This window comes from Bacillus pretiosus (genome assembly GCF_052947655.1).
This window is the reverse complement of sequence record NZ_CM129593.1, coordinates 918,862-933,429: the sequence shown is the minus strand read 5'-3', so window position 1 is coordinate 933,429 and position 14,568 is coordinate 918,862. Positions and strand designations below refer to the sequence as shown.

Annotated in this window: 12 protein-coding genes and 2 pseudogenes; 3 read left to right on the top strand and 11 right to left on the bottom strand. The window is 37.7% G+C overall.

Going from position 1 to position 14,568, the window contains the following annotated elements; all coding sequences use genetic code 11:
• Positions 1-186 precede the first annotated feature (186 nt).
• The 3 genes from ACU8YW_RS04770 to ACU8YW_RS04760 are packed head-to-tail and all read right to left on the bottom strand — an operon-like array spanning position 187 to position 3,438.
• Positions 187-1,155 (bottom strand): tripartite tricarboxylate transporter substrate binding protein, encoded by a 969-nt coding sequence (locus tag ACU8YW_RS04770; RefSeq protein ID WP_426933993.1) that lies wholly within the window; start codon positions 1,153-1,155, stop codon positions 187-189.
• On the bottom strand, positions 1,152-1,829 hold the full coding sequence (locus ACU8YW_RS04765) for a response regulator (protein WP_426933965.1): 678 nt from the start codon (positions 1,827-1,829) through the stop codon (positions 1,152-1,154). The genes ACU8YW_RS04770 and ACU8YW_RS04765 overlap by 4 nt, the downstream gene beginning before the upstream one ends.
• A gap of 19 nt (positions 1,830-1,848) precedes the next feature.
• A complete protein-coding gene (locus ACU8YW_RS04760) occupies positions 1,849-3,438 on the bottom strand; it encodes an ATP-binding protein (RefSeq protein ID WP_426933966.1) in 1,590 nt (529 codons plus the stop codon).
• 222 nt (positions 3,439-3,660) lie between these two features.
• Here ACU8YW_RS04760 and ACU8YW_RS04755 point away from each other — a divergent pair, with 222 nt between their 5' ends.
• Both ACU8YW_RS04755 and blaIII read left to right on the top strand, forming a co-directional pair.
• Positions 3,661-4,983 (top strand): MFS transporter, encoded by a 1,323-nt coding sequence (locus ACU8YW_RS04755; RefSeq protein ID WP_088062163.1) that lies wholly within the window; start codon positions 3,661-3,663, stop codon positions 4,981-4,983.
• 561 nt (positions 4,984-5,544) lie between these two features.
• Complete coding sequence (gene blaIII / locus ACU8YW_RS04750) at positions 5,545-6,492, top strand: class A beta-lactamase BlaIII (protein WP_426933967.1); 948 nt, start codon at positions 5,545-5,547, stop codon at positions 6,490-6,492.
• A gap of 217 nt (positions 6,493-6,709) precedes the next feature.
• Here blaIII and ACU8YW_RS04745 read toward each other — a convergent pair whose 3' ends face one another.
• The 7 genes and pseudogenes from ACU8YW_RS04745 to ACU8YW_RS04715 form a co-directional block, all read right to left on the bottom strand.
• Complete coding sequence (locus ACU8YW_RS04745; RefSeq protein ID WP_002159080.1) at positions 6,710-6,868, bottom strand: hypothetical protein; 159 nt, start codon at positions 6,866-6,868, stop codon at positions 6,710-6,712.
• A 598-nt stretch (positions 6,869-7,466) separates the two neighbouring features.
• Positions 7,467-7,991: a hypothetical protein gene (locus ACU8YW_RS04740; protein ID WP_426933968.1), complete on the bottom strand. Its 525-nt coding sequence runs from the start codon at positions 7,989-7,991 to the stop codon at positions 7,467-7,469.
• A 714-nt stretch (positions 7,992-8,705) separates the two neighbouring features.
• Complete coding sequence (locus ACU8YW_RS04735; RefSeq protein ID WP_426933969.1) at positions 8,706-9,617, bottom strand: ABC transporter ATP-binding protein; 912 nt, start codon at positions 9,615-9,617, stop codon at positions 8,706-8,708.
• Positions 9,610-9,894: pseudogene (locus ACU8YW_RS04730) on the bottom strand (oligopeptide/dipeptide ABC transporter ATP-binding protein); the annotation flags it as partial. The pseudogene ACU8YW_RS04730 and the gene ACU8YW_RS04735, both read right to left, overlap by 8 nt.
• Positions 9,895-10,246: 352 nt before the next feature.
• A complete protein-coding gene (locus tag ACU8YW_RS04725; protein ID WP_426933970.1) occupies positions 10,247-11,224 on the bottom strand; it encodes an ornithine cyclodeaminase family protein in 978 nt (325 codons plus the stop codon).
• Positions 11,225-11,243: 19 nt separating this feature from the next.
• Positions 11,244-12,296 carry a proline racemase family protein gene (locus tag ACU8YW_RS04720; protein ID WP_426933971.1) on the bottom strand — a complete coding sequence of 351 codons (1,053 nt, stop codon included), beginning with the start codon at positions 12,294-12,296 and terminating at the stop codon, positions 11,244-11,246.
• Positions 12,297-12,635: 339 nt separating this feature from the next.
• On the bottom strand, positions 12,636-13,097 hold the full coding sequence (locus tag ACU8YW_RS04715) for a VOC family protein (protein ID WP_106383109.1): 462 nt from the start codon (positions 13,095-13,097) through the stop codon (positions 12,636-12,638).
• A gap of 132 nt (positions 13,098-13,229) precedes the next feature.
• Here ACU8YW_RS04715 and ACU8YW_RS04710 point away from each other — a divergent pair.
• A pseudogene (locus ACU8YW_RS04710) lies at positions 13,230-13,430 on the top strand (YflJ family protein); the annotation flags it as partial.
• A gap of 142 nt (positions 13,431-13,572) precedes the next feature.
• Here ACU8YW_RS04710 and ACU8YW_RS04705 read toward each other — a convergent pair.
• The gene (locus ACU8YW_RS04705; RefSeq protein ID WP_097892150.1) at positions 13,573-14,526 is read right to left on the bottom strand and encodes a TRM11 family SAM-dependent methyltransferase; all 954 of its coding nucleotides are present in this window, start codon (positions 14,524-14,526) and stop codon (positions 13,573-13,575) included.
• Positions 14,527-14,568: the final 42 nt, after the last annotated feature.

Sequence of the window (14,568 nt, the reverse complement as noted above, 5' to 3'; positions counted from 1 at the left end):
GTTTCCACACTTTATAGACTGAAAAATGCCTTTTATATCTTTTAACGACTAATATATTTTTAATCAGTAAGCTAGATTTTATCTATCCCTATCTAGCCCTTTTAATACAATTAGCCTAACACTCTCATCTCTTTTATATTATATAGAAGTAACTACAAAAATAAAGCCTGATTGAATACTTCCCTCTTAAGCCTCTTTTTTCACCATTTCCTCATACCTAAAATGACATTCCTCCAAAAACCCCCTAATCTCCACACTCCCCTTATAAAAACTCTCCCACCCCCGCTCCCTCAAAATCCCCTTCCAACTATCACTCTCCACCATCTTCTTAATAACACCATCCCAATAAGCAACCTCTTCCTCCGTCATATCTTTTGGTCCCATAATTCCTTTCCAGTGCTGGAAGATGACGTTGATGCCTTGTTCTTTCCATGTTGGGATTTCTGGTAGGCGGTCTAGGCGTTTTGGTGCGGATACGGCTAGTATTTTTACTTTGCCGGCTTTGTATTGTTTTTCGGCTTCGGATAGGGTCATGGTTGCGGCGTTTATTTGTTTGTTCGTTAGGGCGTTTATGATTTTTTCTTTGTTTTCGTAGACGAAGAATTGTAGTTCGGCTGGGTTTATGCCGAATGCTTTGCTTACTTGTACGAATGATAGGTGATCGTCGTTTCCTAGGCCGGGGGCAACGCCGATTTTGAAGTTTTTCTTATCTTGTTTTAGTTGTTCCATTAGTTGTTTTGCGTTTTCTATGTTTGATTCTTTTGATACGACAACGACTTCCCAATCTGATGCGAGTGTCGCGAGCGGCGTAAAGTCTTTATATGTTAGTTTACTGTGGCCTAGTAGGTTGTTCGTTATGAGTAAGCTTGAGTTAATCGCCAGTACGTGACCGCCTTTTTGTTTCGTATATTTCCATCCGACGTCACCGCTGCCACCTACTTTGTTTGTGACTGTGATTGGTTTTGTGAAGATTTTTTCTTCTGTCAGCGTTTTTTGCATCGCCCGTGCTGTTAAGTCCCATCCTGCTCCTTGAACGTTTGGCGCAACGATTTCTACTTTGTCGATGTTCACTGTATTCGTATGGGATTTTTCCGAGGAACAACCAGCTAGTACTCCTGTCATGATCCATATACATAGTAATAATCGCTTTTTCATAATCCTCTTCCTATTCGATACTTTCGTTCTGGTCGTCCGATAATGCCGTATGTGTACTCTACTGTGCATTCGTTTGTCGCTACTAAATATTCTAAATATCTTCTTGCGGTTGTTCTGGAGGCTCCCATTTGTTCTCCCATTTCTTCTATTGTAATGCCCTCTTCGAATCCTTTTATAATCCCTTTCACTTTTTGTAGCGTTAACGGATCAACACCAGTCGGTAAGTTTTTTATGTCTTGTGTTTGCGAAATGCCGAAGAAGTTATCGATGAGTGCTTGATTTACTTCATTGTTACTATGTAATAATTGCTTCTTTCTTTTATAGTCTTCAATTGTGCGAACAAATTTTTCTAACGTGACCGGTTTTATAAGGTAGTTACTTACACCATTTCGAATTGCCTTTTCTAACATATCGTTTTCATTTGCCGCAGTAACCATAATAACGTCAACACTTGGAAAGTCAGCATGGATTTTCGGTAATAAGTCCGTTCCAATTCCATCTGGTAAATAATTATCTAATAGAAGTAAATCGATTTCTTCCCTTTGTAGTAGTTCCATCGTTTCTTTCGCATTCAATGCTTTTCCGATCACTTTTACGTCTTTTATTTTTGATAAAAACTCTTCTTGAATTTGTGCGACGCGGAAATCATCTTCTGCAATTGCAACCTTCAACATATGCCCATCCCCCTGTTTGTCATGTACTTTCTCTCAATGTTTTCGGAAGATAAATTGTAAAAATAGCTCCCCCATTTTTCTCGTTTTGAATCTCAATTGTTCCTTCTAGTAGATCTACCATTTCTTTCACGTTTGCTAGTCCGTAACCACGATCATTTCCTTTCGTTGAAAACCCTTTTTGAAAAATGGTCGTGATTTTTTTTGCTGGTATCCCTGCTCCACTATCTATCACTTCAAACACAATATCATGCCCAATATCCGTAACGAAGAAGGAAACATTCTTTTCCTCTTGCTCACTCACCGAATCAAACGCATTGTCGATTATGTTTCCAAGAATCGTAATAAGGTGTGAAACTTTTATATGGTCCGGTAACGGATGCAGCGCACTATCTCCTTCAATATGAAAATCAATTTTCTTCTCAGATGCTGTTCCGATTTTCCCTAATAAAATTGCTTGTACTTTCGCATCATGAATTTGATGGAATAAAATATGGTTTTGGCTTTGATGAATATTAGATTCTTGCTGAATAAATTCAATCGCTTCGTTGTAATGTCCTAACTGAAGTAATCCTGATAAGACGAACAGTTTATTTGTAAATTCATGTGTTTGAGCACGTAAGTCCTCAGAATACTTTCTTACCTCAGATATCGTATTCACTAAGTTTTGCAGTTCTGTTTTATCTCTAAAACTACATACAACGCCTACCGTACTGTTATTTTCGAGTATCGGTGTCCTATTTAAAATAAACACTTTATCTTGAAACGCGATTTCTTGATCGTTTTCTAGCACTCTCTCCATATTAAATTCCGGTAAAACTTTTGAAATGTGCTGCTGCATATAATCACTATTTACATGTAGCATTTCTTCTGCCGACGTGTTCATCATCGTAATAAAACCGTTTTGATCAATGGCGATAATCCCTTCTTTTATAGATAGTAGTATCGCGCTTCGTTCCCGGTATAGCGCTGCGATTTCATTCGGCTCTAAACCGAGTGTATCTTTACGAATGCTACGTGCTAAAAGAATGCCACCAACAATTCCAGCTACTAATACAGCTAAGGAAAAAAGGATAATTTCTTTCGTTCTGCTCAGTATGTTAGATTCAATGCCTTTTATTAAAAACTCTACTGTCACAACACCTACTACTTGATCGTAGTCTCCGTTATGAACAATAATGGGTGCCTTCGCCATTAAAGCAGGACCACTTTCACCATTTCCTTCAAGCGTATAATAACCGCCAAAAGTGAGTGCTTCATAGTTATATGGATTGTTACTCTTTGTACCAATTAACTCAGAATTAGAATGTGAATACATAACCCCAGAGCGATCTTCTATAATGACAGTATCTGCACCAGCTTGCTCACGAACTTGTTCCGCAATGGATTGGATCATACTTTTATGCTCATTATTTTGAAAAGCATCTTTTATAGCTGGCATAAAAGAAAGCGACTTCGCTGTTTGCAGTGCTAGCTGCTCCACTTGGCGCTTCGTATCAACGGACTGAATGTAAACAAATATTCCCGCTAATAGGAGAACAACAAATAAAATTAACGCGATAATTAAGCTTACTATTTTCGTTTGTAATGACACTTTGCGTGATTTCTTCATACTTCATATCCTTTGATAAAATATTCAAAACTATCAATCTCCTTTCTATTATTATGACAAAACTAATGATGAAGCAACTATTAAAACTCTCCATGTACATAAAGTACAAAAAGAATAAAATTGTCATAATATTGAGATTTTACTCTATAGACAGTACAATTCAACTACAATGAACACGCTTTCATATATACCTTTTATTACTAAGCAAGAGGAGGAATGATTATGGCTCAAGCAAAATCTAATCGAGTCGCCGGCAATATTTTCAAAGGTTCAGTCGGCAATTTAATTGAATGGTATGATTGGTACGTTTACTCTGCTTTCGCTGTTTACTTTTCAGCAGAGTTCTTTCCTAAAGGCGATCCAACGAGTCAGTTACTGAACACAGCAGCTATTTTCGCAGTTGGATTTTTAATGCGCCCTATCGGAAGTTTATTAATGGGACGCTATGCGGATCGGCACGGACGCCGAGCAGCATTAACGCTTTCGATTACAGTTATGGCCGGTGGTTCTTTAATTATCGCCTGTACACCTAGTTACGAAAGCATCGGGATCATGGCACCAATTATTTTAGTTCTTGCCCGTTTACTGCAAGGATTATCGCTTGGCGGAGAGTACGGAACTTCCGCAACATATTTATCTGAAATGGCTAGTAGTGGTCGCCGTGGCTTTTATTCAAGCTTCCAATATGTAACGCTCGTTGCCGGGCAAATGGTTGCGTTAGGCGTTCAAATTGTTCTTCAGCAATTACTAAGCGAACCAGATATGAAAGCTTGGGGCTGGCGCATTCCATTCATTATTGGAGCGATGGGCGCAGTAGCTGTATTATGGCTTCGCCGCACGATGGATGAATCAGAACAGTTTGCAAACATAAAATCACAAAAACGCGAAAGCGCAGGAACCGTTCGCGCGCTTATGAAACACCCGAAAGCAGTATTAACAGTAGTAGGTCTAACATTAGGAGGCACTGTCGCTTTCTACACGTACACAACATATTTACAAAAGTTCATGGTAAACACAGTCGGTCTTCCGAAAGAAGTTGTAAGCTGGATTAACTTTGTCGCACTGCTTATTTTCGTCGTACTTCAACCAATTGCGGGGCTACTATCCGATAAAATTGGACGTCGCCCACTATTAATGGCATTCGGTATTCTCGGAACATTACTAACAGCACCAATCTTTTTCTTCCTGGAAAAAACGACAGAACCAATCGTAGCATTTTTACTTATGATGGTCGGCCTCATTATCGTTACTGGTTACACTTCCATTAACGCAATTGTAAAAGCAGAACTCTTCCCAACCGAAATTCGTGCACTTGGCGTAGGTTTACCGTATGCACTAACTGTTGCGATATTTGGCGGAACAGCTGAGTTCATCGCTTTATGGCTAAAAAGTATCGGGATGGAATCACTATTCTACTTCTACGTAGCTGGATGTATTGCGATCAGCTTTATTACGTATTGGCGTATGGCTGAGTCATCGAAGACTTCACAAATTGAGGCGGAGCTTGGTGGTGGGGATAAATTAGTTAATAATAAATCTAGTTAAAATGATGTATTCTATAATCTTCGTTTATCTGAAAAAGCATTATTCATTAATATGAAATTCAAAAACCTCTACTTATATGTAGAGGTTTTTGTATGACGAAAAAACACGTAGTTCCATTGTTATTTTACAAACCCAAAATTCTCCCTCCTCTTAAAGTGGAACAAATTTATTACTTAGAGTGTCTAATAAGTGTATTTCTAATATGAGTTGTCCAGATTGGATACAACATATCCCGTTTGACATCTATTTTTATGTATTACAAAAAAATGAAAGGACTTATTATTCCCAAAAGTAAAAAACATGTATTGTAATACTACAGTTAAGTATTACAAGTGGAAACAAAAAAGAAATAACGCAAACTGTGACTTATCAATCATATAAAGTGAAACTTTAATCAGCGGCGGTCTTACTGCCCGTTAATGCGGGATAAACGTTTTGGATGTTATTTAACCTGTGAAATTTTAGCTGCAGTAGTATTGTTACCCAATGCCATCTTTAATTGCATTAGTATTTAGAATACCTAGACAAAATCCATATATTCTTGAAAGAGGTTGAAAATTTATGTTCGTTTTAAACAAGTTCTGTAACATTTTACATTACAAAAAGATTGTACCTGTAGTATTACTTTCATGTGTATCACTTATAGGCTGTTCCAATAGTAATGCTCAATCTGAACCACCTAAACAAACGAATCAAGCTAATCAAATTAAACAAGAAAATACAGGAAATCAATCTTTTGCTAAACTTGAAAAAGAATATGATGCTAAGCTTGGTATTTATGCACTGGACACAGGTACGAATCAAACTATTGCTTATCATTCAGATGATCATTTTGCGTTTGCATCTACATCTAAATCATTAGCTGTGGGCGCTCTTTTACGCAAGAACTCATTAGAAGCTCTCGATCAAAGGATTACGTATACTCATGAAGATCTTTCTAATTATAATCCAATTACTGAAAAGCATGTTGATACAGGAATGACGTTAAAAGAACTTGCAGATGCTTCTGTTCGATATAGTGACAGCACAGCACATAATTTGATTCTTAAACAGTTAGGAGGTCCCTCTGAATTTGAAAAAATCTTGAGAGAAATGGGAGATACTGTTACTACTTCAGAACGATTTGAACCTGAATTAAATGAAGTGCATCCAGGAGAAACACATGATACCAGTACACCAGAAGCAATAGCTAAGACGCTTCAATCATTTACATTAGGGACTGCACTTCCAACAGAAAAACGTGAACTATTAGTAGATTGGATGAAGAGAAATACAACTGGAGATAAATTGATTCGTGCGGGCGTACCAAAAGGATGGGAAGTAGCTGATAAAACAGGCGCGGGGTCTTACGGAACAAGAAATGATATCGCAATTATTTGGCCACCAAATAAAAAGCCGATTGTTCTTGCTATACTTTCTAATCATGATAAAGAAGATGCTAAATACGATGATAAACTTATTGCAGACGCAACCAAAGTCGTGTTAAATACCTTAAAAGCTACGGAATAAATGATAATATGTTAAAAGTTTTCTATTTTAGGCGGGTGTTTTCATCAACTAAAAATTTAATAGTGTCCCAAAAACGAAATTTGGTGCTAACTTGTAATAAAAAGCTCATTTTTATTGTTTGGGGATAAATCATTCTTTAAGCTTGATGGCGATTTGGTGCTATCCCTAAAACATCTGGACTTTAATAGCCAACTAAAAAATGCAAACAAAAAGACCTTTAATCAGTCGTTTTGTTTGCATTTCCTTTTTCTAAAACCACAGAAAAGATAAGTACTATCGTTAACAGCATAATAAACCTTACTTCACTTCCGTCACTTACAAAAAATGAATACAAAGTATACATTAAAATTAATATTCCATAAATAATTTTGTGCAATATACTCCCTCCTTTTTGCCGTATATATTTTAGTATAAAAGTTTGATTCAAGTCCTATATCCAAATGAAAATAAAAATCACCTGTGATATACACAAAGTACTTTTCTCTTGTTAATTTATCTATTTCACTATATTTATCTATTTTCTTTTTATAACTCAAACTTCTTTGAATCGTACTTTTCTAGAATTTGCTACAATTCATTTTGTTCATATGGAATATGCTTATCTGTCTGTACATCTTCAACATTTGCTCCACCTGCTAATACTCTCCTGTACATAAAAGAGTGCCCTGTTAATATTGTTGTAATCATTTTGTATTGCCCTCCTTTTGTTTGATTACTTGTATCATAAAACAAGTATCTGAAGTTGATATGTAGTCTATCTAGAGTGTATGTAAATTTAGAAAATCTCTAATAAAATGTTTGTATTGTAACGTTACCACCAAAACTATTGCCCTAAACACCATGATTTGAAGAGATAGGCCCCATGTTCTAGTCTCAATTCCTCCTACTGTTCTATATTCAGTAGAACTAGTTAATTCCTATAATATAAAAAGAGCACCACTTTTTGGATGCTCTTCGTTATAACTATATATTATTTAATTTCGTTCTTTTGCTGGTACCATTTTTCCTTCTTGAGAGTCTGTACCCTCTGTTCTTTCAACAGTTTTTGCATGTTCTAGTTTTTCAGGGGCTCCCATTTCAAATCCAGATTGAGAATCTGTACCTTCTTTTGTTGGTACCATTTTTCCTTCTTGAGAGTCTGTACCCTCTGTTCTTTCAACAGTTTTTGCGTGTTCTAGTTTTTCAGGGGCTCCCATTTCAAATCCAGATTGAGAATCTGTACCTTCTTTTGTTGGTACCATTTTTCCTTCTTGAGAACCTGTACCTTCTGTTCTTTCAACAGTTTTTGCGTCTCCTTTAGGAGTTGCTGGCACTGCATCTTTAGGCAAATCAAAGTTTTGTGAGAAAGACGTTGTTCCATCTGCACTTTGTGTAATTACTTGATTTGAACTATCTTCATTTGACTTTAAATTGTCCATTTTCGCATCATCTGCACCTACTACACCTCCCGCTACCAATCCTGTACTTAAAAGTGCTCCTGCTAATAATGTTTTAATCATTTTTCATTACCTCCTGTTTATTTGTAATATTCATCAAAAAAGTATCTAGAGTTAATGTTTTAGTCATTATCTTTATCTACTTGCTTTTTGATTACATTTAGCATAAGACAAGAATCTATAGTTGATATGGACTGTATCTGGAGATTATGTAAAGAAAAATAGATGATCAATTGTATATCCTAATGAATGCTTTGACAAGATTGAAACTTTATATGAGTTTGAACAATTGAATTCCCCTTTGTTTTTGGGTGTGAGGTTTTTAGCTGGAGTGGAGTGAGGGACTAACCTTTTCTAATTTGAAAGCAAACTTTTTATTATTAGTTTACATTCAAAACACTGTAAATAAAGATGTTAAAAATCCGTGAACAAAACACCACATCTCACTGATGTCCACCCCATCAGAAGTATGGAAGGGAATTAAATATAATCCTCCCCTGTCTTTATGCATTGAGATAGAAAAAATTATAAATATAGACTTAAATATTTTTTTGAAAGGATATTATTTAACAAACATAAAAAAGAGCTACAGCTGTATGAGAACCTTAGCTCTTTTTTATGTTTATTGTTTATTATATAAATTGTTTAACGTTACAAGCCATACCAGTTATCATATTACCAACTGAAATACCACCAGGTTCCCCCGATGCTCTCCTTCTAAAACAAATGACAAGCCACCTCATGCCCCTTCTCAATCTCAACCATCTTCGGTACTTCCTACGCGCATTTTTCAGTGGCGAATTTGCAGCGCGTTCTGAATTTGCAGCCGGATGGTGAGTTTAGCGGGCTTGGTACTTCGCCTTGCAGGATGATCTGTTCTTTGCCTGTGCTTGTTGGATCTGGTCCTGGCATGGATGAGAGTAGTGCTTGTGTGTATGGATGTGCCGGTTTTGTGTATAGGTCTTCGCTGTCGGCAATTTCTACTATGTTTCCTAGGTACATGACTCCGATTCTGTCTGATATGTGCCGTACCATTGATAGGTCATGTGCGATGAATAAGTATGTGACACCTGTTTCTTCTTGGATGTCTTGCAGCATGTTTACGACTTGTGCTTGGACTGAGACATCTGGTGCTGAGATTGGTTCGTCACATAGGATGAAATCTGGTTTTACAGATAGTGCGCGCGCGATGCTGATGCGCTGTCTTTGTCCTCCGCTAAATTCGTGCGGGTAGCGATATAAGTGTTCTTCTTTTAGGCCTACCTTTTTTAGCAGGTCTAAGATGATTTCTTTTTGTTCTTCTTTTTCATAAGTGCCGTGAATGTTCATTGGTTCGCTAATAATTTGGAATACATTCATTGCTGGGTTTAATGATGCGTATGGATCTTGGAAAATGATTTGCATTCGTTTTCTATATTCTTTTAGTTCACTTTCCTTTAAACTTGCGATGTCTTTTCCGTCGAATAGGATGTTCCCTGAAGTGACATCGTGTAAACGAATGATGCTTCTTCCTGTCGTTGATTTTCCGCAGCCCGATTCGCCTACTAATCCGAATGTTTCACCTTTTTTAATTGTGAAGCTTAAGTCATCGACTGCTTTTAATTGCTCTGTTTTTCTGCCGAATAGTCCCTTTTTAATAGGAAAATATTTTTTTAAGTTCCGAACTTCAATTAAGTTTTCTTCATGCATGTGAATCACCTACCGCCCTTTCGTTTAACCAACACATGGAACGTCTTTCGTTTCCGATTTTAAAATATGGCGGACGTTCTTTTTCACAAATGTCCATCGCATGCGGGCAACGCTCTGCGAATGGGCAACCTTGTGGCGGGTTTAATAAGTTAGGCGTTACACCTTGAATTGGCGCGAGTCTTTCTTTTACGCCGTTTGATATTTTCGGCAAGGAGTTTAATAGCCCTTTCGTATATGGATAATTCGGTGATTGGAAAATATCAAATACAGGTCCTTCTTACATGATTCTTTCTTGTGAATTGTTTCTATATTTTATATTAATAGAGTTTGTTATTCAAAGTTAAGACCATAACACTCAAAATAGGAAAACAAAAATGAAAAAAGCTACTTTGATACCAAGTAGTCAGTGTGTCCTATCAGAAAGGTGTTGTAACCTAAAAAGAAATTAATTTATATGCTGATCAACTTGTCTTCAAACTGAAAGATGAAAAAATCGAAACATACTTCTCATTAAAATCTTGTATGCATAATAAATGGATAAAAGTTAGAAACTCCATGGGATAAGCCTTCTGCTTGTCCGCAACCGTACCACGCCCACCCACAAAAAAAGACCACCAAAAGGCAGTCTCTCAAAACTCAATCCTATTCCCTATCCCGCGCTCCACCGCTTTCTCATACAAATACTTCGCAACGATAATGTCTACTACTGCCAAACCAACTGATTTGAAAATAGTAATCTCTTCTTCGTTTTTGCGACCGTCTTTTTCTCCGCTTATAATTTGTCCGAGTTCGGCGTGGATGTCGCTTGCTTTAAAAAGACCTTCTTGTATCGGAACTTGAAGATCACCCGTTTCTTCTAATGCTGCTTCTTTTGATTCGACTACTACTTTGTTTGCGCCCGCGATGGCGTGAGATGGTAGTTCTTGCATGTTCGGTCTAAATGAGCCGACGGCGTTTACGTGGACGCCTTTTTGTAGTTTTTCTGAGAAGACTGGTGTGGATGCGTTCGTAGTTGTGACGATGATGTCTGCTTCGCTTATTGCTTCATTTGCATTTGTGTGAACATAAGTAGGTTTACTAAATCTCTCTTGTATATATTGCGAGAATGCATTCGCTTTTTCTTCTGTTCGATTGTATAAAATGACTTTGTCGATATCTCTCACCGCAAATACTGCTTCGGCAATCCCCTTCGCCTGTTCTCCGGTCCCAATTATGCATAAAGTTTTTGCGTTATGACGAGCTAAATGTTTTGTCGCTACTCCTGATAGAGCCCCTGTTCGAATCATCGTTAAGTAGGATCCTTCTAAAAGCGCCAGCGGTTCTCCCGTTTGAAAGTCTGATAGCATCACAATCCCGTTTATCGTTTTCTTTCCTACCTTTTTGTTCTCGGGGACTACTGTTACTACTTTTAAGCCAAGTGCCTCAAGTCCTTCCGCTACTGAAGGCATAATTAATGCCGTATTTTTCTCGTTCGCAAATGGTAATGAGCCGCGAATTGGTGTGATCGTCCTTTTTGCGGAAAATTCTTTTAAAGCAAGCGCCGCGTATTCAATGACTTCGTTCATATTTACTAAATTTCGTTGTTCGTTCGCGCTTATGACTAGCATACCTTTCCACCTCCTCCTCTTATCCTAACAAAAATCCCCTATTCAAATCATCTCTCGGGTCTATAACGAACTGATGAAATCCTGTAATAAATGCATACCCCGTTACTTTCGGAACGACAGCTTCATATGTATGTACCGCTGTTACCGACAATACTTCCCCCTCGAATTTCCCGTCAGTAATGCATTCATGGACGAAAATTTCTCCCTTTTGTAAAGCATCTTTTTCAAAAAGAGTTGCGATTCTTGCGGAAGTTCCTGTGCCGCAAGGAGAACGGTCTACTTGCCCATCAGCGAAGATTGTTACATTTCGTAAAGTTGCACCTTCCCCCTTCGGTTCATCTGAGAAAATAACGCCATATATTCCTTTTAATCCTTCTTCAAGTGGGTGCTTCACTTCCATTTGACTCTCGATGTAGTGCTTAATTTTACCGCCCCACGTTTGAATAGCAGATAAGTCTTTGAAATCGACTTTCAAACCAAGTTCTTTACTATCTACTACCGCGTAGAATGCTCCACCAAACGCGATATCTACTTGAAATTCATAGTTATCTATTTTAATAGGAACATCTTTTTTGTATACAAATGAAGGAACATTTTCAAATGATACGGACTCTACTTCGCTCCCGTTATATGTTGCATACGCAATGACTTCACCAGCAGGGCTATCAATAATGAACTTTTGTTTCTCACCTGTCACTTCAAACATACCTGTTTCAATTCCGACTGTAATAACAGCGATAATACCGTGCCCACACATCGTACTCCAGCCTTCATTGTGCATAAATAATACACCAAAATCAGCGTGAGCACTTGCAGGTGGAGTAATAATACAACCGTACATGCCGTGATGTCCTCTCGGTTCATACATAAGAACTTCGCGAAGGTGATCCAAATGTTCCATACAGTACGCGCGTCTTTCTAGCTGCGTTTCTCCTTTTATTTCTGGCACGCCACCTGTAATAATTCGAAGCGGTTCCCCAGCTACGTGAACATCAATTGTTGTGTACACTTTACTAACCTTCATTTCTATCTCTCCCCTATATGTTGATACTATTTTTATTGCAAATATCATGCCAACGCATAGGGTATAAATTTGTATACATTGTGTAAAAAAGCATACACTACTGTCTATTTTTTTATACAGTAGACAGTGAGTGACTCTTAGCCCGCACAAAACAAAAAAGCCATAACGTCACTACTTGAGCAAAGTTATGGTTCCTTTTTTAATTATTTTGCGGGATTTGAGCCAAAATCAAATTTATCCCGCATTTAACGGGCAGTAAGACCCCCACCTCAAAATTCAGCGAAAGCAAAGAAGTTAGGTGGGGGATCAACTGCCCGTAAAAGCCCGATTGGTTCAACTAATAATCAGTGGGGGATGAACAAAACCCCCACTGATTAAAGTTTCACTTTATATTTCACTCGGCAATTTTTCCCACTCACTTAAATGCATGACATCTTGTTTTACGTTTTTCTTTTCAGGAAGTAAACATAGAAATTCTAAAGAATTACCATCAGGATCATAAAAATAAAGATTTGCAGTAGGTGTCCACGTCTGAACCATAGGCTCAGACGGTTCAAGACCGAAAGCGGCCCTTGGGTTTATTCCTTTATTAAGAAGCCATTCTCTTGCATGAGTGATTTCTTCATAGTTAACCTTGAATGCAAAGTGACTTTTATGGAATTCCTCTTCTGATACCTCCCAAATGCCTAGCATTTGTTCCTTCTTATTATCTTTATCAAACCAAAAGAATGCGACACGGCGTTCTTCAATTGTGCGAGCATGAGATAATCCAAGTTTCGTATAAAACTCTTTTGCTACTTCTAAATTTCTTGTTTTAACATGTGTTTCATATAAAGTACCTGGAAACAAAGCATATTCCCCCTTTATATTTTTAGAAATTCTTACTATAAAGCCTATTTTAATAAACTAGAAATAGAAGTAATATCATATTCCCTTTACATGTTTTTTCAATTTTGTAGTCCTAATGCTGAATAAAAAAGAAAATTCTCTCCCCCCGCCACATATACTGTTCAAAAGCAAAAAGGAAGTGATCCAATGTATTATGGAACAAAAGGCTGGTACGTAGCTGAATTAAAAAAATTAGGCGTGCGCTATCTTGAAGGACGAAAACTAGAAAGTTACCGCGGACACGTCTTACGTAATTTACTAATCGAACAACAAGAAAAATTAAAAGAACAGTAATATACTAATGTAGCGGTATCGACGATTCGACACGGAATATCGACTTACCGACAAATTCCGCCAAATCACTCCTCCATTCCACCAACCAATCACACATCAATACAAACTAAAAAAAGGTCACCCAACGGGTGACCTTCCTTTCTTATTCACAAACAAGAATTTGTCTAGTAAATGATCCTTTTCTTGTAATACAGCGATCTGCAATTTCAAATCCTGCTTCATGAATCATGTCGTCCATTGTTTCCATCGTGACAACGACTACCTTTTTAGCAATGCGGCGCGCACTTGAAAGAATGGAGAACTGGTCTTCTGGTGTTGCATGCGTAAATAAGTCGTACGGCATATCGATAATTGCAACGTCGTAGTTCTCAGTAATTTCCTCAATTGGACCTATTGTTACTGTCCCTTCAAATCCGAAATGTGCGATGTTTTTTCTCGTTCCAAGAACTACAAGTGGATTTATATCTCTACCAACGATGTTAATTCCCATAGAAAGTGCTTCTACTACTACTGTTCCAATACCGCAGCACGGGTCAATTGCTCGTACTCCATCTGGATTTGGTACAGCGATATTTGCAACTGATCTCGCAACACGTGTGCTAAGAGATGTCGAATAACTGTGCGGTTTTTTTATGTGATGATACCAAACCGGCTCACTTTCTACATAGTGTCCGAAGTACCAGCGTCCTCCAAGAGGAACAATCCCGAATACACGCTCTGGATTACGAACATCTGCTTCTCCTTCAATATGCATACCGAGGTCGCGTTCAATGAGACGTCTTTCCCCATATTCAATTTTATTTTCTTTGCCAAGATCATTGATTTTAACGAAGATAACTTTAAATGACGCCCCCGCCAAATCAATTTGTTCTACTTGTTTTAAAATACTTTCTAAGTCGTCTCCTTCATACATAACCTCAACGCGCTCTTTAATAAATGCACTTCTACTCGGGTCAATTTTGACATCACTTTTCAAAATATTAACGTGGGATTCCATTCCAAAGAACGAGCGCATTTCCAAATAACATAAAGCACGCTCCTCCTCGCGAAACGCATACGTATATATACATGCAGGTGTTGTACTATGATTACTCAATCTATTATCATCCTTTATCGTTTAAAATTATTATGATTACAA

Coding starts and splice junctions, on each gene's coding strand:
- ACU8YW_RS04725 (WP_426933970.1), bottom strand. CDS start 11,224: ATGCTAGTCATAAGCGCGAACGAACAACGAAATTTAGTAAATATGAAC.
- ACU8YW_RS04755 (WP_088062163.1), top strand. CDS start 3,661: ATGGCTCAAGCAAAATCTAATCGAGTCGCCGGCAATATTTTCAAAGGT.
- blaIII (WP_426933967.1), top strand. CDS start 5,545: ATGTTCGTTTTAAACAAGTTCTGTAACATTTTACATTACAAAAAGATT.
- ACU8YW_RS04735 (WP_426933969.1), bottom strand. CDS start 9,617: ATGCATGAAGAAAACTTAATTGAAGTTCGGAACTTAAAAAAATATTTT.
- ACU8YW_RS04740 (WP_426933968.1), bottom strand. CDS start 7,991: ATGATTAAAACATTATTAGCAGGAGCACTTTTAAGTACAGGATTGGTA.
- ACU8YW_RS04765 (WP_426933965.1), bottom strand. CDS start 1,829: ATGTTGAAGGTTGCAATTGCAGAAGATGATTTCCGCGTCGCACAAATT.
- ACU8YW_RS04720 (WP_426933971.1), bottom strand. CDS start 12,296: ATGATATTTGCAATAAAAATAGTATCAACATATAGGGGAGAGATAGAA.
- ACU8YW_RS04760 (WP_426933966.1), bottom strand. CDS start 3,438: ATGAAGAAATCACGCAAAGTGTCATTACAAACGAAAATAGTAAGCTTA.
- ACU8YW_RS04770 (WP_426933993.1), bottom strand. CDS start 1,155: ATGAAAAAGCGATTATTACTATGTATATGGATCATGACAGGAGTACTA.